Origin of the sequence: Capilliphycus salinus ALCB114379 (genome assembly GCF_047276495.1) — a bacterium.
In the GTDB taxonomy this organism is placed as follows: Bacteria; Cyanobacteriota; Cyanobacteriia; order Cyanobacteriales; family Microcoleaceae; genus Capilliphycus; species Capilliphycus salinus.
Window position 1 is genome coordinate 6,840,872 of record NZ_CP178543.1, and the last position, 20,359, is coordinate 6,861,230.

The window sequence follows — 20,359 nt, forward strand, 5'->3', positions numbered from 1 at the left end:
TTCAGTTCAAAAAACCTTCAAATAAACCATGCAAACCTCCGAACAGCCGAGAGAACAAACCCCGGACAAAATACCCGCCAAAGAAAGCAACTTTCTCGCCCAAAATCCCCACCTCAACTCAACCGCAGAACTTCCCGGTTTTGACTCCAAAAATCCCCCCGATCCCAACTTAATTAATACCTGCGTTCACTGCGGATTTTGTTTGGCAACTTGTCCGAGTTATCGCGTCATTGGAAAAGAAATGGACTCTCCCCGAGGGCGAATTTATTTAATGGATGCGATCAACAATTCCGACGCCCCTCTGACGCCTTCAACCGCAGAACATTTTGATACCTGTTTGGGATGTTTAGCCTGCGTTTCGACTTGCCCTTCTGGGGTGCAATATGATAAACTAATCGCATCAACCCGGCCGCAAGTAGAGCGAAATGTACCCCGAAATTTGGGCGATCGCTTACTGCGTTTGTTAATCTTTAATCTCTTTCCCTATCCCAACCGTTTGCGGGTATTTTTAGCGCCATTATTTCTCTATCAAAAACTGGGCGTTCAAAAGTTAGTCCGTGCAACCGGTTTACTCCCGAAAATATTGCCCCGTTTGGGAGCGATGGAATCAATTTTACCGGAAATTACCGTTAAATCTTTTCAAGACAATTTCCCCACCGTTATCCCCGCAAAAGGCGAAAAACGCTATCGAGTCGGAGTCATTTTAGGTTGCGTCCAACGGTTATTTTTCTCCGGCGTTAATGAAGCCACCGTGCGCGTTTTAACCGCCAACGGTTGCGAAGTGGTTATTCCTCAAAGTCAGGGCTGTTGTGCGGCGTTACCCGAACATCAAGGTCAAACAAATCAAGCCCACAGTTTGGCAAAACAAATGATCGATAGTTTTGAACAAACGGGCGTTGATGCTGTTATAATAAATGCGGCAGGTTGCGGTCATACCTTAAAAGAATACGGTCATATGTTGCAAGATGACCCCGAATATGCGGAAAAAGCAAAAGCATTTTCGGCGAAAGTCAAAGACGTGCAGGAATTTTTAGCAGAAGTCGGTTTAACGGCTTCATTATCTCCCCTAACCGATGGAGAATTAACCCTCGTTTATCAGGATGCTTGTCACCTGTTACACGGACAAAAAATCAGCCAACAACCCCGCCAACTGTTGCAACAAATTCCGGGTGTAAAATTGCGGGAACCCATCGATGCGGCGTTGTGTTGTGGAAGTGCGGGGGTTTATAATATGTTGCAACCGGAAATCGCCGACGAACTCGGACAGCAAAAAGCCGAGAATTTATTGAATACCGGGGCGCAACTTATTGCTTCAGCAAACCCCGGTTGTTCCCTGCAAATTCTCAAGCATTTACAATTAAAAGGAGAATCAATACCGTTAAAACATCCGATGGAATTATTAGATTATTCCATTCGGGGCGAAAAGATTAACAGTTAACTTTTAACTCCGATTAAAAAACCCGGTTTTTCTAAGTAACCGGGTTTTGGTGAAACTTCACCGAAAAAAATCACGGATTAAATTTTGACCGACGACTTAAGACTTGCGTTTGAGACCAACAGAAGCCAAAGCGCCAACAGCCATTAAACCGAAGATTGTTGTCGGTTCGGGAACTGCTGCAACCGTGATACTTTGCAGAGAATAACTGCTTCCGGCGTTGGCGGTGAAACTGAAGGTTTTAGCGGTAGTTTGAGTTAAGTCTAAGCTGGTGAAATCAAAAATATTGCTGTCGGGAATATCCTCGCCGTTAAACAGAGAATTATCGCCGACAGAGAGATTAAACGCATCGTCGCCATCAACGTAGCCGAAAGTCGCAGAAACCAGACTAACTTTCTTACCGAAGTTTAAAAATAGAGTTTCTAAAAGACCTCCTGCGGCGTCAATTTCCCGTCCGCGACCCAGACCATCAAAAACACCCAATCCTCCAACGGTTCTTCGGACTTGACCCAGACCATCTTCTGAGGTCGCGGTAACGTTCAAACTGAGGTCATCAATGGTAAAATCGAAAGAAGGAACAGTGGTATATTCTCCGTCAAATCCGTTAAAGTTGAAGGTTTTGAAGCTGGCGGCTTGAGCGGGGTTAACATCAACGAGACTGCAAGTAAAAACAGCACCAACAGCGGCGACAGCGAAACGTGAAATTAAGTGAATGTTCATCTTTTTATCTTATCTATAGAGAGTAAAACTGTACGGAATATATTGTTTCTGCACCTCTGGTTTTATCCGAACGTTCTCGGAAACTGACGTAGAGTGGTAGGATTTCAATTTAAACCGGACTTGCGTATAAACTCGGTTTCTCAACGCAGATGTCATGGGATAGATCCCTTGAGGTCAACAGTATTTTCGCTTCGCCTGTGACCTCCGACCTGACACCCAACACCTTTTATCTCAAACCGGCTTGTGAACCAACGAGTGCCGAGTCTTCAGCAGACCTACTTACAAGCTTGTCTCATCTGGGATCGCTTCGTCTAGGGGTTTTACAGAGTCTTTACTGACAGCTTTACAAAAGGGGGGCCAATTCTACCGAGTTTTCCCGGAGACCGACAGGAAACTGATACATCGTGAAAAAAATTGTTTTTTCCCCAGACTTGGAAAAATTTTTTAGGTATTTTCGCTCAAAATATTAAGTTTTTCAGGTCGAATTCAAGCCCAATAAAATTCTTTATTAAAATAAAAAAAATCGGTTAATTCATCAATTCAATTGCAATTCAAGGCTTCTAGCATTTGGCGAATTTATCCCTACAAGAAAACCACATTTTGTCAATCAAATCTGTATTTAAAATCACCTAAAAAATAAGTATCCTAGACTACTAGAAATAAATGAATTGAATTCTAAAATAAACGTAAACGCAAGCAAAACCCATTGCTGTAACTTCCAACCCAACCCATTTCCCAAACAATTTACCTTGTCAACCCATAGGAGAGGATTTTCATGTCTTTAGACAGTATTACCACCCAGTCTCCTCATCATGTTGTCATTATTGGTGGAGGCTTTGGCGGACTACACGCCGCCCGTGAACTTGGACGTGCTTCCTCAATCAAAGTCACACTGATTGATAAGCGCAATTATCACTTATTCCAACCCTTGCTTTATCAAGTCGCAACCGGAAATTTATCTCCTGGTGATATCGCTTCTCCCATCCGGAGTGTCATCGGTCAAAACAAAAATACTCAGGTCTTAATGGGGGAAGTTGTCGATCTCGATCCGGCTGAAAATAAGCTGTATCTTAAAGACGGTGAACTCAGCTACGATACCCTCGTTGTCGCCACGGGAGTGACACACCACTACTTTGGAAACGACAATTGGGCGCCGGTCGCCCCCGGACTCAAAACCGTTGAAGAAGCTCTAGAAATTCGCAGAAGAATCTTCTCAGCCTTTGAAAAAGCCGAGAAAGAACCCGATCTCGAAAAACGCAAAGCCTTGTTAACCTTTATCGTGATCGGTGCGGGGCCAACGGGAGTAGAATTGGCCGGAGCGTTGGCAGAAATGGCCCATCACGGCTTAAAAGATTGCTTCCACAACATCGATCCGTCTGAAGCCACCGTACTGCTGTTACAAGGCGCCGATCGCATTCTCCCGGCTTTCCCGGAAGATCTCTCCAAAAAAGCCAAAGAAGAACTAGAAGGCTTGGGCGTTACCGTGCGAACCAACGCACGCGCCATGAACATCGATGATCATGGGGTTACAGTCAAATGTAAGGTAGATAATCACATTGAATACATTGGTGCAACTACCATCCTTTGGGCCGCTGGCGTCAAAGCCTCGCCGATGGCGGAAGTTCTAGCCAACCGTACCGGCGCTCCTTTAGACCGTTCTGGACGAGTTCTGGTAGAACCGAACCTCACCGTTCGGGATCATCCCAATATCTTTGTCATTGGAGATGTGGCGAACTTCTCCCATCAAGGGGATGAATCTTTACCGGGGTTGGCTCCTGTCGCCCAACAGGAAGGGGTTTATGTGGCTAAACTCGTTCAGCAACGCTTACAAGCCCGCACATTGGCACCTTTCCGCTACTCCGATCACGGTACCTTAGCCATGATTGGCCGAAATCAAGCCGTTGCTAACTTGACTTTTGGTAAGTTCTCCGGTTTTACCGCCTGGATGATGTGGGTGTTTGTCCACATTCTGTTCTTGATTGAATTTGATAACCAATTGCTGGTATTGATTCAGTGGGCATGGAGTTACTTTACTCGCCAAGGTGGAGCGCGACTGATTACCGATCGCAATTCCCCAGAAGAAACGTCCATTGAACGTGAATCTGCCGTACAAGCTTAAAAGCCAACTCACCTATTCACGCAGTTTCTCAACGAAATTTTAAGATTTCCCCGAGAAGACTGACAACAAACCCGGGTTTGCAACTGCTGACAACCAACAAGGCGTGCTGTGTTCACATCGATCATGGCACGTCTTTACAGTCACCAGTCACCAGTCACCAGTCACCAGCGCGAACTCGCGACTTGGCGGCTTCCGTCGAGAGCGCGTTCCTTGCGACTTGGCGGCTTCCGTCGAGAGCGCGTTCCTTGCGACTTGGCGGCTTCCGTCGAGAGCGAAGTTCGTGCATAGAGCGAAGTTCGTGCATAGAGCGAAGTTCGCAAGAGAGTGGTAACAGTTTACAGTAAACAGTTTCTCCCCCTGCACCCCACCTCCCCACCTCCCCATCTCCCTATCTCCCTATCTCCCCCTGCACCCCATCTATAATGAAAGATTGATTTTTCAGTTGACCGGGTGAGTTTTCTCCCTCACGGTATAATCAATCAGTACAGGGTCAAGGACTTGCTATGATTGGCCAGCTTGTAGACGGGCGTTATCAAATTCTCAAAGTTATCGAGTCAACGGAGTTAGGAAAAACCTATCTCGCCAAAGATACTCGGCGTCCGGGTGAGTCGCTGTGCTTTGTCAAGCATTTGCATTTGGTGGCTGAAGATCCTGAGTTTGTAAACATCGCCCGTCGCCGCTTTCAACAAGAAGCACAAACCCTAGAAAAGCTTTCCCAACACGATCGCATTCCTCAGCTTTTAGCTTATTTTGAAGAAAGCAAAGAATTCTATCTGGTTGAGTCTTATGTTTCCGGTCAATCTCTCGCCCATGAGATTATACCCGGTCATCCTTTACCTGAAGACTCGGTTATTAAAATTTTAATTGAAGTTTTAGAAATTTTACTCTTTGTTCACGGACACGGGGTGATTCATCGAGATCTCAAACCCACGAATTTAATTCGCCGCAACTCCGATGGAAAAATTGTCTTAATTGATTTTGGGGCGGTTAAAGAAATTAACATGAATCAACATCATAATCCCCCCACCGCTCGCATTGGTACAATTGAATATATGCCCGTTGAACAGTTTGATGGCAATCCTCATTTCAACAGCGATATTTACGCTTTGGGAATGATTGGGATTCAAGCGTTAACGGGAATTCCCATTTTTGAACTGCGGAAACTGCGGGAAAATAACCAATCCAATACCAATGAATTGGCCTGGAGACATCTGGCAATTGTCAGCCAGGAACTCGGGGATATTCTTGATAAAATGGTACGCTACGATTACCAGAAACGTTATCAGTCCGCCGGGGAAACGTTAGCCGCTTTAAGACGCTTAGATGAAGACTCTCAAACTCTACTGGCTAGACAGAATCTTTACCGAGAAGAAGTTAAACAACGTTCCAACCATCGGGGCGATATTTCTATTGTTGGACGGAAAATTTTAGATGAACTTCGCCTCAGTTTAGAATTGAGCAAAGATGAAGCTGAAAGTATTGAGGATGAGATTTTAAACCCCTATCGAAAATACCGGGAAAAAGGCGAACGTTACGAACAAGCCTTAATTGAATCCATGCAGCAAGAATATCCCTTTACCCCGGAAACTCGCTTAGAACTACAACGCTTACAACAAGTTTTAGGGTTGAGCGATGAAGATGTTGCTTTCATTGAAAAACAGATTCTTCCCCTATCCCTTCGAGAGCAAATTTTGAGCCTGTTTTCAAGGGTAAAATCTCCAAAAACTACGGCTAAACCTTCTAGAAATCGTCGCAGAAATCGCCAGGGAATTTCTAGAAATTTGTCGAGTTTATGGATATTAATCGGGGCAATAATTGCGGCAATTATTGCGATTATTTTTGCAATTATTGAATATCAAAGATGGCAACAAACTAAAGAAATGCAAGCCCAACAGCGGGTTTTAGATCGACAACAATTAACGCGAGTTGAAAATATTTTAGACCGGGGAAACTATGAACTTTGTGTTAATGAAGCCGCCAAAATACCCGAAAGTTCAACCCAGTATACCGCAGTTCAAAAAATCCTCCAACAGTGCAACGATGCCTTAAACTGGAGACAGGTAAAAGTTCGAGACTTTGCTCAACATTTGGGGTCTGTTAGTGCGCTGGCTTTTCGTCCCGATGGTCGGACAATTGTCAGCGGAAGTCGCGATCAAACCGTGAAAGTTTGGGATGTGAGAACCGGCGCTTTATTACAAAATTTTGCCGGGGATTTATCTCCCATTACTTCGGTTGATTTTAGCCCCAATGGAGATGCGATCGCCGCAGGAAGTTTTTATTGGCGAGTCCTAGAATGGAGTTTAGAAACGGGCGAACTTTTTGTTCCCCTCGAACATCTCGGTACGGTTTGGTCTGTTGCTTTTAGTCCCGATGAACGTACAATAGCCAGCGGAAGTGGCGATCGCAGTGTGCGAGTTTGGGACAGACAAACCGGATATATTTTGTACGATTTTATCGATCATACCGATATTGTTTATTCTGTCGCTTTCAATACCGGGGGGACAAAATTAGTTAGCGGTTCCAAAGATAGTACAATTAATATTATGGACTTACAAACTGGAATCGTTGAAAACACTTTACGAGGACATACCGATGAAGTGCGATCGGTTGCGTTTACTCCCGATAGTACAAAAGTTGTCAGCGGGGGTTATGATGATACGGTGAGAATTTGGGATGTAAATACCGGAAGATTATTAAATACATTAACCGGTCATACGGGCGATATTTTATCGGTTGCGGTTAGTCCTGACGGTCAACTGGTGGCGAGTGCGAGTAAAGATCGGACGATAAAAATATGGAATATAGAAACGGGTGAATTACTCAATACTTTAAGCGGACATACCAACGAAGTTTATACTGTTACCTTTAGTCCGGATGGGAAAACAATCGCCAGCGGAAGTAAAGATCGGACGATTAAACTCTGGATTAAATAATTTTAATTAAAATCATCAAAAAAAACTGCTATAAAAACAAATTAAATTCAATCCACATTCACCCGAAAAATTTTTAAAAACTTGGGAAAAATCTCCCCAGAAGTGGATTATAAAAACATTAGCTAGAACCCATAAAAATCAGCGATTGAATAAATTGAGGAGGAGTTATATACTAGATATGCTAGCTCATAAACTCCTGTATAAACTATCCTATCGGAGTTGATTGAGAACGATCGGCAATAGCGACATCTTTCTCTGTAACTGCTATAAATAGGGGAATAACTCTACTCAAGTCTGGATAATAACATCGATGAATAGCTACGAAGAACGTTTTGAACAACTCAATCATAAAATAGATGCCCTCAGCGAATTGTTTGATGTAGAAGTCAAGCAAATTAAACAACAACAAAACGATCATGTTAATGCGATCGCCACGTTACAACAGATCGTTCAATCCTTAGTTGAAGTCGCCCGCTTAGATCGAGAAACCACAAAAATGGATGTGATCAATACCCTAACCACAATGCAAAAAATGCAAAGTGATATGTTACGGATGCAAACAGAAATCCATGAAAATCGAGTGGAATGCCGACGAATTTGGGAATATTTAATGAGACAATTTAGGAACGGGGGAGAGCCAAGTTTATAGCGCGACTAACCATAACGTAACCGATCGCAATCAAGCCTTAACAGTGGGGCGCACCCCTCAACCCATCTGAGTTGATATCTGTTTTTGATCGACCTCGATCAACTCACCCTCAATAAACCAAGTCACGGCGAAGATGAAAAAAGATTAATCTCGGTCTACAATCAAATCAATGCAAGCATTTGCGGGAGATATTGATACAAGGCTTTTCCCAAAGATGCAACTTTCGTCCGTCAATATTAATCTACATAACAAAACAATCCGTAATCTAGATGAAACCGATTGAAATCAGTAAAAGGTGAAACAGAGGAGAAATGATGATTATGACGATGAAAGCACTTCCCTTATTCGGTCTGGTTGCGGGACTGTTATCCCCCACCGTCGCGAGTGTAGCGAATATTCCCCCGCAAAACTCCCCCAAGATACAACCCCAGATGCAAATTAGCCTAGAATTTCCACCCGCACCCACACGCGCAGGGGCGCAAGACTCAGCCGGTGGGGGTACACGGGGAAACGATGACGGTTCAATCTGTACAAAAGGGGAGATACCTTTAACCGCTTTAATCCCCAACGAAACTGAAACCGAAACCGTTTCCCCCCATCCCGACTTGTTTGTATTTGTTCCTGAAAATACAGCCCAACAAGGACAATTTACAATGGTTGATGAAGCCGGAAACGATGTCTATATCGAAACCTTCGACCTACCGGAAAAAGCAGGAATTGTACAAATTAGCCTACCCGAAACCGTATCCTTAGAAGTCGGTCAAACCTACGAATGGATATTTACCTTATTGTGTAGTACAAGCGACCCCAACAAAGTAGAATTCGTAAAAGGAAAAATCAAACGAACCGAACTCAGCGAAGATTTAAAAACCAAAATAGAAGCCGCCAAAGAACCCCTCGAACAAGCCAAACTTTATGCTCAAGAACGAATTTGGCAAGATACACTAATGATAGTAGCTCAGTTGCGCGAATCACACAGCGCCGAATTGCAACAACTGTTAGAATCGGTAGGACTCAATGGAATGATTGCTTCGCTACCTCTGACACCTTGTTGTGTCGAAGAAGTTGAAGAAAAACCGAGTTCCAGCCAACCCGAAAATAATTGAGGTTTTAGCGAATGTGGGCGGCTTGTAAACGGCTTTTATGGGATTGGCGGGGGGTTTGGATCGCAACCCCGTCTATGGCGGTTGTCGTCATTCTCCTGCGGTTTACGGGCATTTTAGAACCGTTAGAATGGTCGGTTTATGACCAGTATATGCGTCTGCGTCCGGTTGAACCCAGCGATGAACGAATTGTCATTGTTGGCTTAGATGAAGCTGACATGAAATATATCGGTCAGGGATACGTTCCCGATGGGGTTTATGCGGATTTATTGCAAAAATTGATCGCCATGCAACCGAGGGCGATTGGATTAGATATTTATCGGGATTTACCTTTTGAACCGGGTCACGAAGAATTAGTCGAAATTTTTCAATCTACCCCGAATATTGTCGGTGTAGAAAAGGTAATTGGCGATAAAATTCGCCAGCGCGTTTCGCCGCCACCGGAATTAAAAGCCAAAGGACAAACGGGGGCGAATGATTTGATTGTCGATCGCGATAATACCGTTCGACGAGCGCTATTAGTTCAAAATAATCCGGATGGAAATACTTATTATAGTTTTGCCTTGTACGTGGCAATGCTGTATTTACAAGCGGAAGGAATTTCTCCTCAAGTAATAGAAGGAACCGATAATTGGTGGAAATTTGGCAATATTATTTTTAAGCCTTTTGAAGCCAATGATGGCGGTTATATCCGGGCGGATGCGGGAGGATATCAGGTTTTTATCAACTATCGGGGACCTGTACGCAGCTTTGAAACCGTTCCCTATCGTGATATTTTAGAAGGAAAAGTTCCCGCAGATTGGGGACGGGATCGGATTATTTTAATCGGATCGGTTGGTGAAAGTTTTCAAGATTTATTCGCAACTCCCCATACTTTAGCCGCCCGTCAACGTCTTCCCGGTGTTGAAATTCATGCGAATATTGCCAGTCAAATTATTAGCGCAGCTTTAGACAATCGCCCGTTAATTAAAACTTGGTCGGAACTGATAGAATGGCAGTGGATTTTGATCTGGTCAGCGATTGGCGCGAGTTTAACCTGGAAATTGCGTTCATCCCGCAATGTTAAGCGGTTTTTGTTGCGAGAAATTGGATTTTTTATTTTGGCGACCGGAGTCTTATTTTCAAGCACTTATCTCGGCTTTTTAATGGGGTGGTGGATTCCGGTTGTTCCGCCTTTTTTAGCGTTGTCGGGTTCGGCAATGGCTATTACCGCTTATGTCGCCCGCAGTGCGGCGGAAATTCGCAAAACCTTTGGACGTTATCTCACCGATGAAATTGTTTCCACGCTGTTAGAAAGTCCGGCGGGTTTGCGGTTGGGCGGTGAACGTCGCAGCATCACGATTTTAACCTCTGATTTGAGAGGATTTACCGCCCTTTCTGAACGGTTATCGCCGGAAGAAGTTATTAAAGTTCTCAATTTTTATCTGTCAAAAATGGCGGATGTAATTACCGAGTATCGGGGGACGATTGATGAATTTATGGGCGATGGAATTTTGGTGTTATTTGGCGCCCCGACTAAACGCCCCGACGATGCAAAACGGGCGATTGCTTGTGCGGTGGCGATGCAATTGGCAATGGTTGAAGTCAATAAACAAATCGAAGCCTGGGATTTGAATGCGTTGGAAATGGGAATTGGGATTAATACCGGGGAAGTCGTTGTTGGGAATTTGGGTTCGGAAAAACGCACAAAATACGGGGTTGTGGGAAGTCAAGTTAATCTGACTTATCGCATCGAATCTTATACCACCGGCGGACAAATTATTATTTCGGAAACCACGTTAAAAGAAGCGGGAGAAAATATTATCGAAATCGACAATCATAAATTAGTTCAACCGAAAGGCGTTAAACGTCCAATTACCATTTATGAAGTCAGCGGAATTCGCGATAAATATAATCTATTTGTTCACAAAGAAGAAGAAATCTTTTATCCTCTGTCTGAATCTATTCCGCTACAATATACAATTTTAGAAGGAAAACACGTCGGCGAAAATTTATTTCCCGGTGAAATTTTAGAACTTTCCAATAAAGGCGCGTTAATTTTGGCTGTAGAAGGGAGTGATGCCTTACCCACGATGTTAACCAATATTAAATTAAACTTGAAATCAGAATTGCCAGAACTCCGCGAAGATATTTATGCTAAAGTGTTAGAAAAACCGATAGAAAATGGAAAGTTTTATATTCGTTTTACCTCCAAACCTCCCGCAGTTGAAGCAAAACTCGATGAAGTTTATAAGTCAATTAAAGTTTAGAGTCTGTAGATAAAAATCACCAACAAATGCTAAAGCAGTTATTTGTTATCAGGGGGTAATTTTACAAAGTGTTAAATTTTGATCTTTCTGCCCGATAAACAGATAAAATGAAAAGAAGGTTAGGAAGGTTTTAGTCAGTTTATCACCGGGGATTTATACAAAAAAGATGAAAGGGGGTTAATTCTGGCAGAGCAGAAATCTTTTAAATAATGGTGAGCAAGGTGGTAGCTGGAAGATTTGAGAAATCGTGGTTTAATCAATGAGAGTCATTAGTCGTAAAGCATTGCGGAAATTCTGGGAAAAACACGCTGATGCCCAGTCTCCTCTGTTGCTTTGGTATCAACGTATTACCGCCAGTCAATTTGCCTCATTGAATGAACTACAGCAAATTTTTCCCTCCGCAGATATTGTTGAGAACTTTACAGTCTTCAATATAGCTGGCAACCGCTATCGTCTCATCGCATACATTGATTATGAGTATAGAATGGTGTTTATTCGCTCAGTTCTGACCCACGCAGAATATAGCAAGGAGAAATGGAAAAATGACGAGTGGTTTAAAGACTCCTAGCCCTTATTATTTAGAACTCATTACCGCATTTCCCCCTCGCCCGATAACCAATGAACTTGAATACCAAGCCACGCAAGCACAAATTAACAAAATTTTAGACAAGCCCCAATTAAACTCCGATGATCGCGCCTATCTAAAAATTCTCGGTCTGACCATCTACGACTATGAAGAACAAACCGAATCCTTTTGAAATTACTATCAGTAAGCCTACTTTAAGTCAACTCATTCTTGAATTAAGCGAATAAGAAATAGTATAATGTTTTGAGGTAAAATCTTAAATGGCTCGTCAAAAACCCTTTTCTTACGAAGAATTTAAAGCGATTTATTCGCAAGTTCCGCGACTGGTTGTTGAAGTGGTTGTACAAACGGAAAACGGAATTGTTCTGATTTTGAGAAAAGATGCGTCTTGGAATAATCTTTGGCATCTTCCGGGGGGTACGGTTTTTTATAAAGAATATATTGAGGATGCTATTCAACGCATCGCTAGAGAAGAATTGAGTATTGAAGTCACAAAACAAAAATTTATTGATTATCTAGAATATGCGAGTGAAGAAAAAGAACGGGGTTTTGGTTGGTCAGTGGGATTGGTGTTTTTATGTACGCCCAATTCTCCCCTCCCTGATTATAACGAAGAAGGGGAAAAAATACAAGTTTTTGATACCATTCCCGACAATATTGTTGAGGAACATAAAAGACTTTTAACCCGAATTTTATCTCACAATTATTGATCTCCCATTATTTTCTTTATCCCCCCAAGCAAGCCTTGATCCCGACCCCTGCGGCACCTCCCTATGATCCCCCCTTGTCCCCCCTTAAAAAGGGGGGTGGGGAGGTTGGGGGGAAGAAGAAGGGGGGAAAAGAAGGCGCAATAATAAGTTTAAAGTCTCCCTTTTTAAGGGGGATTTAGGGGGATAAAAGAGAATTTTATAGGGTTAACTATTGGGGATGTGAACGCCGATTTTTTCCCCGTTGGGTTTGTAAACTTCTAGGGGAATTTGAGCGTTATCACTAATGGATTCTAGGGCAATTTTCAACGTTTGAACGTGTTTTTCCGCCTCATTGCGTTTTTCCGGGTTCCCACTGCGATCGCCGGTCAGTGCAGTTTCTTCGATTTTCTCGACATAGTTGGGCGCCAGACGAATTGTAATTAAATCTCGACTGACACTATAACTACAAATAGTCGGAGAACCGGTACAAGCAGTTTTCAAATCTTGACGGGCGGTATTCACCCGAGTCGCCACCTTATTTTCGGCTTCCGCTTGCTTCCAAGACTCGGTATAAGACGTCATCAAAGGCTGCATTTCCACATGATAAGAACTGCTCATGGGAACCCGTTTACCAAAAGTTACCGCCTGAGACCAATATTTTACCGCATCGGACCAGGCGCCGCGTTCGGCGAAAATTTTGGCTTGATCGGCGTTGCTAACCGCCCGGTTGTAAGCATCAAGCCCTACCTGTTCGATGGTTTTGCGATCGCGAGCGTCTTCCAACTGGGGCTGATATCGAGCGAGTAACAGTTGGGCTTCTTGATAAGCCGTTGTTCCGGGTGCAACCGACGCCAAGGTATTGGTTGCATTTTGCCAGGTATCATACACCAATTGCCAACTTTCCACCCCTCTGGCGACTCCCTGACGGGCTTGAGCGACTTGGGCGGCTTTTTTGGCATCCGCGAGGGTGCGGCCCGCTTGACGTTCGAGAGCGAGGCGTCCTCTAACTTCTGTTAAATTAGCCCGATATTGTTCGAGTCGAGCCTGAGCAAAAGGATAAATGATATTTTCTGGGGGAACCTGTTGCAGTTGAGCGATCGCTTCTTCCCAACGGGTTTTAATCTTATCCCATTCCTCAACTTCATAGGGCGGGTTTTGGGCTTCTTCTGAGGCTAACCCGGCTATCCACAGGGCTTTGACAACGAATTCTAACTCTTTAGATTCTTGATTATAAACCGATAAAAGCGCTCTTGATTGGCGATGATAGGGCGACCAAAATGGAATTCTTTTCAGTTGTTTTATCGCACTATCTAACTCTTCTTTGGCGATTCCGGGGGCTTGAGAAGTGGTTACATTTTGAATAGTTTCTTGGGATTTTTGAGCCTGTTCTTTGGCGATATCAATTACCTGACATTCCCCAATTACACAGGGGCGAGTTATTACATATACACTCCCAAAAATTGCCAATAAACTGAGCGCAACTTGGGGCGTAAATAAGTAATTTTTTTTCGGCTTTTCAACCTCAACCTCGGGCTGTTCGTCGAGGTGTTCTTCGAGGGGTTTCTGTTTGGTTTTCGCAGATTTTTCCTGAGGATAAACCTCACCGAGATCCTCTAAATCGTCTGGATCGAAAGGATTATCATCCCAATCTGAAAAAGGATTAACAGTTTCTAAATCCTCTCGTTTGTCTTGGATTTCAACAGATGAATCCAAACTTTCCTCGGGATGAGTTGATGTATTTTGATTGTTTAGTTTTCCGGGTTTTTCTTGAATAAGAGCAGTTTTCATCGGTTATCCTCAGATGATCTAAAAGAGTCTAATCGGGTCAGATAAAAGTGTTTGATACTGAATCAACTTTATTCAAAATTCATCTTGGTGAAGTTCTAACGCTCCGCCATAGGTTTCTCCATAACAGACTTTTTCCAACTCAAATCGGCCACCGTACTGTTTAAACGGTTCATCCGCATATCCCAACGCTAGGATACAACAAACATCGACCTCCTCGGGAATTTTAAAGGCTTCTTTAACTTGATTGGTAACAAATCCTTCCATCGGACAACTGTCAACCCCGTAACTGCGAGCGACAATCATAAAATAAGCGACTGCTAACATGGTGTGGCGGTTTGTCCAGGCTTCGAGGGATTCAAAACAAGGCCGATTTTCAAACAAGGCCGGAATACTTTTTCGGATAAAATCAGCATAGGCGTCATTCATCGCCCCCTCTTTTTTGCCCAGTTCAATCACCGATTCGATATAATCAGATTGATTCACCCGGCGATCGCCACAACAAATTAAGACCACCGGTGCTTCTTCAACTTGACGCTGATCAAACGCACAGGCTTTGAGCTTTTGTTTATTTTCCAGACTGCGAACCACCACAAACCGCCAGGGTTGAAGGTTATATCCAGAGGGCGCTCGTACACCGAGTTCGAGAATTTCCTGTAAGATGACACTGGGAATCGGATTGGTTCTAAAAGCCCGAGCCGCCCGTCGCCCTTTGATCGCTTCTGTGAGATTAACTGAAGGTTGCATAACAGTAATTTGAGTTTAATACAGGAAGTTTAGCAGTTTGGTGTTAGGTTTTAGGTGTTAGGTTTGTAGGGGCGGGTTCTGTCAAAATTTCTGTTACCCACAGATAACTAATATAAACCCGCCCCCCGTCGCTGAAGTGGCGGGTTCTGTCAAAATTTCTGTTACCCACAGATAACTAATATAAACCCGCCCCCCGTCGCTGAAGTGGCGGGTTCTGTCAAAATTTCTGTTACCCACAGATAACTAATATAAACCCGCCCCTTTTCACCTCACCACCGAACCCGTCACCTCCGAACCCGTCAGGGCGGGTTTATCTAAATTTTGGAGTAGTCATTAAAGATATTGTAGAACCCGCCCCTACGAAGTCAATTTTGTTATGGGGTGGGGCGGGTTTATCTAAATTTTGGAGTAGTCATTAAAGATATTGTAGAACCCGCCCCTACAAACCTGACACTCCTTCCCCGACACCCAATACCAGTCCCCTGTCCCCTATTCACTGGTATCGGAGTGACGGGTTCGGAGGTGACTGTTTAAACCCGCCCCTACGCTTGGGATTAATGATCTCCGGTTGATCAATTTTGTTATGGGGTGGGGCGGGTTTATATAAGCTTTGGCCAGAGACGATCAATTTAGACCGAACCCGCCCCTACAACCTCTGGTGACTGAAAAACTGGTATCGGAGTGACGGGTTCGGAGGTGACTGTTTAAACCCGCCCCTACAACCCCTGGTAAAAAGGAAAAAGCTGTCAATTTGGGTTATTTCAAGCCCAACTCCCGTTTGAGTAAATTAATCGACTCGGCCCCGATATAATTTTCACAGCAGAGCAGTTGGGGGGGACGGATAATTTCATCCCGGTTGGCTTGTACCGTTGCTTTCACCGTCTCAAAACTGGCCTGATCGCAAATAATCACCCGAGCGCTGCGAACGATCGCGTTAATCTTGTAAGTATCGGTCAGTTGAGCGGTCATTACCAACACTTGTTCGCCCCGCAGACTGTGAATAATCACCTCAGTCGCCCGTAGCAAACCCGAACTGAGACTAACAATTCCCAAATAAGTTCCTTTGGGTAAATCTTGTACCATTTCAATTTCTCGGGCATAGTCATAAATATCGATGGGAATCACCCGAACTGATTTTGGTGCGGCGATCGCTTCGGCTTGGCCGATAAAATAGCGACTGGTGACAATAGTCCCCGATGGTACCTGCTGAATGGTTTCAGCCAATTGTTCAATCGGGACTAATTGTACCGGAATCCGCAGAGATTGTTCAAGTTCCTGAGCCATCAACTGACCGATGCCAATATCCTGCATGGGGGCCGTTACCAAAACTCTAGCACTACAGCGCAGACGCCAGTCTATCTCGGCTAAAAACAGTTCTCTGGCTTCGTTGAGGGTACATCCTTGGGAGAGAAGTTCATCCAAACCCCGTTGAATGATCTTGTTCGCTTCTGGATAATGTTCTAAAATCGGCGAATTCAGCCGAGAACCCCCTTCGTGACCCAAAGCCCGCACATAAATTCCCGAACCCGCCTGGGCTTCAACCAAACCGCTATCTTCGAGTTGACGGTAAACCTTGCTAATGGTGTTGCGATGCAGTCCGGTTTGCATCGCAAGCTGACGGGTACTCGGTAAACGATGTCCCGGTGGAAACTGCCGAGAGGCGATCGCGAACCGAATTTGGTTAAATAACTGATTAGAAGCAGGAATGTCACTATCTGGCTGAATATAGAATTGAACCATAACAAATCTCCTAAAGTCAGCCCCAGAGGTCAAAAACTGAACATCTGTGCTGTCATGGGTCTGTATCGGAATATTAGTAACTTGTCGATTAGGGGGCAATGACTTGTACTATAGAGTAGTTTACTCAAGATACACGTTAGGCAAAAAGATTTTCGTATAGAAGCTCCACCGATTGAGAATTATGTCAGATTTAGAAATACGCACAGGCTATGTTACAGTGGCTAACGGGGACTTGGAGATCGCCGCTTATCTAGCTCAACCTGTTGGCGAGGGAGCATTTCCGGGAGTTGTCGTTATTCAAGAAATCTTCGGAGTTAACGATCACATTCGCGATGTTACCCGAAGAATAGCCCAACAAGGTTATGTGGCGATCGCTCCGGCCATTTATCAGCGTCAGGCGCCCGGTTTTGAGGTCGGTTATAGCGACGAAGATTTAAAGTTGGGTCGAAAATACAAAGAACAAACCAAAGCATCGGAACTCCTCAGCGATGTACAAGCTACCATTGACTATCTGAAAAGTTTAGACGCGGTAAACTCAAAGGGGTTCGGTACCATCGGATTTTGTTTTGGGGGTCATGTGGTTTATCTGGCGGCGACCTTACCCGAAATTAAGGCTACAGCGTCGTTTTACGGGGCGGGAATTGTTACCGGAACCCCGGGCGGAGGAGAACCGACGGTTAGCCGCACACCCGACATTAACGGGGTATTGTACGGCTTTTTTGGGACCGAAGATCCGTTAATTCCCAACGAACAGGTCGATGAAATTGAAGCGGCGTTGAAACAGCATCAAATTCGCCATAAAATTTTCCGCTATCGGGCGACTCACGGGTTTTTCTGCGATCAACGCGACAGTTACGATCAAAACGCCGCAGAAGACGCCTGGAAGCACGTTAAACAGCTTTTTAGCCAGGAACTCAAAGCCACCGAGTAAACTAGGACATAGGGGCTTTACTCTCATTCAACCTGAGCGACCATCGCTCCCTAATGGTGTTGGAATTGGTTATATTGGAAGATCAAGGCACATTAGTCGCAGGAATTGGGCAGTTGCAAAGGGGGCCGGAATAAAAAAAGTCGCCCAATTGATAGATTCTTTGTTTTGTTGTGAACTCCTATGAATACGAAAAATACATCTTTTTCACTTGATGATTTTGCGAGAGCATTAGAAGAGCATGATTACGATCTGCAAAAAGGCCAGGTTGTACGAGGTCAGGTATTTGAATATGCAAGTGATGGCGTCTATATTGACATCATTGGGGGAAAATCTCCCGGTTTTTTACCCCGTAAAGAAGCCTCTTTAGCCGATGTTGAAGATTTGTCCGAGATTTTACCCAAAGAAGAAGAACGAGAGTTTTTAGTGATTCGCGAACAAAATGCTGAGGGTCAAGTTCTCCTGTCTATTCGACAGCTTGAACTCGATAAAGTTTGGGATCAATTAAGTGAATCTCAAAAGCAAAATCAAAGCTTTCAAGTTCGAGTAACCGGGATGAACCGGGGCGGAGTAACGGTAGATTTTGACTCTTTACGCGGATTTATTCCCCGCTCCCATTTGATTGAAAAAGAAAACTTGAATGGTTTGATGGATCAGTTGCTCACGGTTAATATTTTAGAGCTAGATCGCGATCGCAATAAACTGGTTTTCTCTCAACGTTTGGCGACGGAATCTGTTAGTTTTGGTCAGCTAGAAGTCGGTCAGTTAATTGAAGGAAAAGTCAGCAGCGTTAAACCTTTTGGCGTGTTTGTTGATTTAGATGGGGTAACAGGATTGATTCATATTAAAGAAGTCAGCCAAAAATATATCGAGTCCCTTCCGAATTTATTCCCCGTTGGTTTGGCGGTTAAAGCGATGGTTATTGACCTCGAAGAAGGGCGGCGTCGGGTTTCTTTATCCACTCGATTGTTAGAAAACTATCCCGGAGAAATAGTTGATAAATTCCCCGAAGTGATGGATTCAGCCGAAGCCAGAGCGGAACGGGCGAAAAAACTGATTTCCGCCTCATAAATTAACCCGTTGGGGTGCAAATATTGCGCCCCAAAATTGATTTTATAAACCAATTTTTGCCGTAATTAATAACAGAATATTTGTCATACATTATGTTTAGAAATGGGGTAAAGTATTAACTTTGAAATTCCGGTTTTCAGTTGAATGAAGGAGACCAAAAAACCCGGTTTATTCTACCACTTCCTCAAATAGATAATATGTATTGTTCAAGAAACCGGGTTTTTGACTTTTACCTCATCCGAACCCAAACCACTATAAATTCTGGGGCGGGTTTATCTAGGTTGAAAGTGAGTAAACACATATTTTTGCGGAATATAAATTCCGGGGCGGGTTTATCTAGGTTGAAAGTGAGTAAACACATATTTTTGCGGAATATAAATTCCGGGGCGGGTTTATCTAGGTTGAAAGTGAGTAAACACATATTTTTGCGGAATATAAATTCCGGGGCGGGTTTATCTAGGTTGAAAGTGGGAAGACACATATTTTTGCGGAACCCGCCCCTACCTGAACTTTTAAATTCTTAATTTCAAATGGTTTATGTACTTGGTATTGATGGCGGTGGTACGAAAACGGTTTGTTTATTAATGGATGAAAGCGGAAACGTTCTCAGTCGGGGAAATGGGGGAGCATCCAATTATCAAACTATTGGAATAGATGCCGCACAAATTGCTATTAAAACCGCCATAGATAAAGCAATTTCTAGTTTTTTAGATGACAAAAATTATAACAAAATTTCAATTCAAGGATTGGGAATTGGACTGGCGGGAGTTGGTCGAGAAGAAGATTTTAACGTTATTCAAAACTTACTTGAACAGGTAATAAAAACTTCAAAAGCATCAATAAATTGGGAATTAGAACCAAACTCTACTGTGATTAAAAGTGATAGTGTTATTGCTTTAGTTGGCGGTTTGGGTCATTCCGTTGGAATTGTCGTTATCGCCGGAACCGGTTCGCAAATATTCGGACAAAACAGCCAAGGACAAACCAAACGAGTCGGGGGTTGGGGTTATTTGTTGGGCGATGAAGGAAGCGGGTATTTTATCGCAATTTCCGGGTTAAAAGCGGCGTTAAAATCCCACGATGGGCGGTTGGGTTCAACTGAATTAATCCCCGCATTCAAACAACATTTAAACCTCGATAATATTGAATCTTTAATCGAAGTCGTTTACAGACGGGGGTGGACGGTTCCACAAATTGCAAGTTTAGCTAAAATTGTCGATAAAGTTGCCAGAAATGGAGATGAAATCGCCAATAAAATTATTAATACAGCCATAGAAGAATTAGTATTCGCGACAAAAATAGTCATAGAAAGTTTATTTGAACCCAATGAAACTGTTGAAATCGTTACTATAGGCGGAGTCTTTCAAGGAATCAACAATTTTCATTCAAAATACATTCAATCTTTAAAAGCAGTCGTTCCTAATGCTAACGTGATTTTACCCCGTTATGAACCCGCTTATGGGGCGGGAATATTAGCGTTAAATGGGTTGGGATATTTTCCAAAAAATTTATAACATTCCGGTGGGTGTCATCAAAATATTGCCAATTTCACCAGTAGGGTGGGTGACATCAAAAAGTTATCAAATCCAACAGTTAACTTATCAG

17 protein-coding genes are annotated in these 20,359 nt (G+C 43.6%); 12 read left to right on the forward strand and 5 right to left on the reverse strand.

What is annotated here, in order from left to right; translation table 11 throughout:
• The first annotated feature begins 28 nt into the window (after positions 1-28).
• Entirely contained in the window at positions 29-1,438 is a 1,410-nt protein-coding gene (locus tag ACL6C3_RS27665) for a (Fe-S)-binding protein (RefSeq protein WP_413162988.1), read from the forward strand.
• 96 nt (positions 1,439-1,534) lie between these two features.
• On the opposite strand, the gene ACL6C3_RS27670 is transcribed toward ACL6C3_RS27665, so the two are convergent.
• Entirely contained in the window at positions 1,535-2,155 is a 621-nt protein-coding gene (locus ACL6C3_RS27670; protein ID WP_413162990.1) for a PEP-CTERM sorting domain-containing protein, read from the reverse strand.
• 775 nt (positions 2,156-2,930) lie between these two features.
• Between ACL6C3_RS27670 and ACL6C3_RS27675 the strand changes: the two genes are divergently transcribed.
• On the forward strand, positions 2,931-4,274 hold the full coding sequence (locus ACL6C3_RS27675; RefSeq protein ID WP_413162992.1) for an NAD(P)/FAD-dependent oxidoreductase: 1,344 nt from the start codon (positions 2,931-2,933) through the stop codon (positions 4,272-4,274).
• A 154-nt stretch (positions 4,275-4,428) separates the two neighbouring features.
• Here the strand turns inward: ACL6C3_RS27675 and ACL6C3_RS27680 are convergent, their stop codons facing one another.
• Positions 4,429-4,650, reverse strand: coding sequence for a hypothetical protein (locus ACL6C3_RS27680; RefSeq protein ID WP_413162994.1), 222 nt, complete (start codon positions 4,648-4,650; stop codon positions 4,429-4,431).
• Positions 4,651-4,777: 127 nt separating this feature from the next.
• Here ACL6C3_RS27680 and ACL6C3_RS27685 point away from each other — a divergent pair, with 127 nt between their 5' ends.
• The 7 genes from ACL6C3_RS27685 to ACL6C3_RS27715 all read left to right on the forward strand — a co-directional run bounded on the left by ACL6C3_RS27685 (position 4,778) and on the right by ACL6C3_RS27715 (position 12,504).
• Positions 4,778-7,207, forward strand: coding sequence for a protein kinase domain-containing protein (locus tag ACL6C3_RS27685; protein WP_413162996.1), 2,430 nt, complete (start codon positions 4,778-4,780; stop codon positions 7,205-7,207).
• Between the two features lie 310 nt (positions 7,208-7,517).
• On the forward strand, positions 7,518-7,856 hold the full coding sequence (locus ACL6C3_RS27690) for a hypothetical protein (RefSeq protein ID WP_413162997.1): 339 nt from the start codon (positions 7,518-7,520) through the stop codon (positions 7,854-7,856).
• A gap of 320 nt (positions 7,857-8,176) precedes the next feature.
• Positions 8,177-8,962, forward strand: a complete 786-nt coding sequence (locus ACL6C3_RS27695) for a DUF928 domain-containing protein (protein ID WP_413162998.1) — start codon at positions 8,177-8,179, stop codon at positions 8,960-8,962.
• An 11-nt stretch (positions 8,963-8,973) separates the two neighbouring features.
• Positions 8,974-11,208: a CHASE2 domain-containing protein gene (locus ACL6C3_RS27700; protein ID WP_413163000.1), complete on the forward strand. Its 2,235-nt coding sequence runs from the start codon at positions 8,974-8,976 to the stop codon at positions 11,206-11,208.
• Between the two features lie 259 nt (positions 11,209-11,467).
• On the forward strand, positions 11,468-11,776 hold the full coding sequence (locus ACL6C3_RS27705; RefSeq protein WP_413163002.1) for a type II toxin-antitoxin system HigB family toxin: 309 nt from the start codon (positions 11,468-11,470) through the stop codon (positions 11,774-11,776).
• Positions 11,751-11,966, forward strand: a complete 216-nt coding sequence (locus ACL6C3_RS27710; RefSeq protein ID WP_046282417.1) for a hypothetical protein — start codon at positions 11,751-11,753, stop codon at positions 11,964-11,966. The genes ACL6C3_RS27705 and ACL6C3_RS27710 overlap by 26 nt, the downstream gene beginning before the upstream one ends.
• An 88-nt stretch (positions 11,967-12,054) precedes the next feature.
• Positions 12,055-12,504, forward strand: a complete 450-nt coding sequence (locus ACL6C3_RS27715) for an NUDIX hydrolase (protein ID WP_413163003.1) — start codon at positions 12,055-12,057, stop codon at positions 12,502-12,504.
• Positions 12,505-12,708: 204 nt separating this feature from the next.
• On the opposite strand, the gene ACL6C3_RS27720 is transcribed toward ACL6C3_RS27715, so the two are convergent.
• The 3 genes from ACL6C3_RS27720 to ACL6C3_RS27730 all read right to left on the reverse strand — a co-directional run bounded on the left by ACL6C3_RS27720 (position 12,709) and on the right by ACL6C3_RS27730 (position 16,755).
• The gene (locus ACL6C3_RS27720; RefSeq protein ID WP_413163004.1) at positions 12,709-14,271 is read right to left on the reverse strand and encodes a hypothetical protein; all 1,563 of its coding nucleotides are present in this window, start codon (positions 14,269-14,271) and stop codon (positions 12,709-12,711) included.
• A 72-nt stretch (positions 14,272-14,343) separates the two neighbouring features.
• The gene (locus ACL6C3_RS27725) at positions 14,344-15,015 is read right to left on the reverse strand and encodes a nitroreductase family protein (RefSeq protein WP_413163005.1); all 672 of its coding nucleotides are present in this window, start codon (positions 15,013-15,015) and stop codon (positions 14,344-14,346) included.
• Positions 15,016-15,771: 756 nt separating this feature from the next.
• Positions 15,772-16,755: a GntR family transcriptional regulator gene (locus ACL6C3_RS27730; protein ID WP_413163006.1), complete on the reverse strand. Its 984-nt coding sequence runs from the start codon at positions 16,753-16,755 to the stop codon at positions 15,772-15,774.
• Positions 16,756-16,936: 181 nt separating this feature from the next.
• Between ACL6C3_RS27730 and ACL6C3_RS27735 the strand changes: the two genes are divergently transcribed.
• The 3 genes from ACL6C3_RS27735 (at position 16,937) to ACL6C3_RS27745 (ending at position 20,268) form a co-directional block, all read left to right on the forward strand.
• Positions 16,937-17,686, forward strand: a complete 750-nt coding sequence (locus ACL6C3_RS27735) for a dienelactone hydrolase family protein (RefSeq protein ID WP_413163007.1) — start codon at positions 16,937-16,939, stop codon at positions 17,684-17,686.
• A 180-nt stretch (positions 17,687-17,866) separates the two neighbouring features.
• Positions 17,867-18,754, forward strand: a complete 888-nt coding sequence (locus ACL6C3_RS27740) for a S1 RNA-binding domain-containing protein (protein ID WP_413163008.1) — start codon at positions 17,867-17,869, stop codon at positions 18,752-18,754.
• 530 nt (positions 18,755-19,284) lie between these two features.
• Positions 19,285-20,268: an N-acetylglucosamine kinase gene (locus ACL6C3_RS27745; protein WP_413163009.1), complete on the forward strand. Its 984-nt coding sequence runs from the start codon at positions 19,285-19,287 to the stop codon at positions 20,266-20,268.
• Positions 20,269-20,359: the final 91 nt, after the last annotated feature.

Bases quoted from the DNA above. Each gene is read 5' to 3' on its own strand.
- ACL6C3_RS27670 (WP_413162990.1), bottom strand. From the start codon at position 2,155: ATGAACATTCACTTAATTTCACGTTTCGCTGTCGCCGCTGTTGGTGCT.
- ACL6C3_RS27690 (WP_413162997.1), top strand. From the start codon at position 7,518: ATGAATAGCTACGAAGAACGTTTTGAACAACTCAATCATAAAATAGAT.
- ACL6C3_RS27720 (WP_413163004.1), bottom strand. From the start codon at position 14,271: ATGAAAACTGCTCTTATTCAAGAAAAACCCGGAAAACTAAACAATCAA.
- ACL6C3_RS27675 (WP_413162992.1), top strand. From the start codon at position 2,931: ATGTCTTTAGACAGTATTACCACCCAGTCTCCTCATCATGTTGTCATT.
- ACL6C3_RS27740 (WP_413163008.1), top strand. From the start codon at position 17,867: ATGAATACGAAAAATACATCTTTTTCACTTGATGATTTTGCGAGAGCA.
- ACL6C3_RS27725 (WP_413163005.1), bottom strand. From the start codon at position 15,015: ATGCAACCTTCAGTTAATCTCACAGAAGCGATCAAAGGGCGACGGGCG.
- ACL6C3_RS27695 (WP_413162998.1), top strand. From the start codon at position 8,177: ATGACGATGAAAGCACTTCCCTTATTCGGTCTGGTTGCGGGACTGTTA.
- ACL6C3_RS27745 (WP_413163009.1), top strand. From the start codon at position 19,285: ATGGTTTATGTACTTGGTATTGATGGCGGTGGTACGAAAACGGTTTGT.
- ACL6C3_RS27735 (WP_413163007.1), top strand. From the start codon at position 16,937: ATGTCAGATTTAGAAATACGCACAGGCTATGTTACAGTGGCTAACGGG.
- ACL6C3_RS27730 (WP_413163006.1), bottom strand. From the start codon at position 16,755: ATGGTTCAATTCTATATTCAGCCAGATAGTGACATTCCTGCTTCTAAT.
- ACL6C3_RS27685 (WP_413162996.1), top strand. From the start codon at position 4,778: ATGATTGGCCAGCTTGTAGACGGGCGTTATCAAATTCTCAAAGTTATC.
- ACL6C3_RS27715 (WP_413163003.1), top strand. From the start codon at position 12,055: ATGGCTCGTCAAAAACCCTTTTCTTACGAAGAATTTAAAGCGATTTAT.
- ACL6C3_RS27700 (WP_413163000.1), top strand. From the start codon at position 8,974: ATGTGGGCGGCTTGTAAACGGCTTTTATGGGATTGGCGGGGGGTTTGG.
- ACL6C3_RS27710 (WP_046282417.1), top strand. From the start codon at position 11,751: ATGACGAGTGGTTTAAAGACTCCTAGCCCTTATTATTTAGAACTCATT.
- ACL6C3_RS27705 (WP_413163002.1), top strand. From the start codon at position 11,468: ATGAGAGTCATTAGTCGTAAAGCATTGCGGAAATTCTGGGAAAAACAC.
- ACL6C3_RS27665 (WP_413162988.1), top strand. From the start codon at position 29: ATGCAAACCTCCGAACAGCCGAGAGAACAAACCCCGGACAAAATACCC.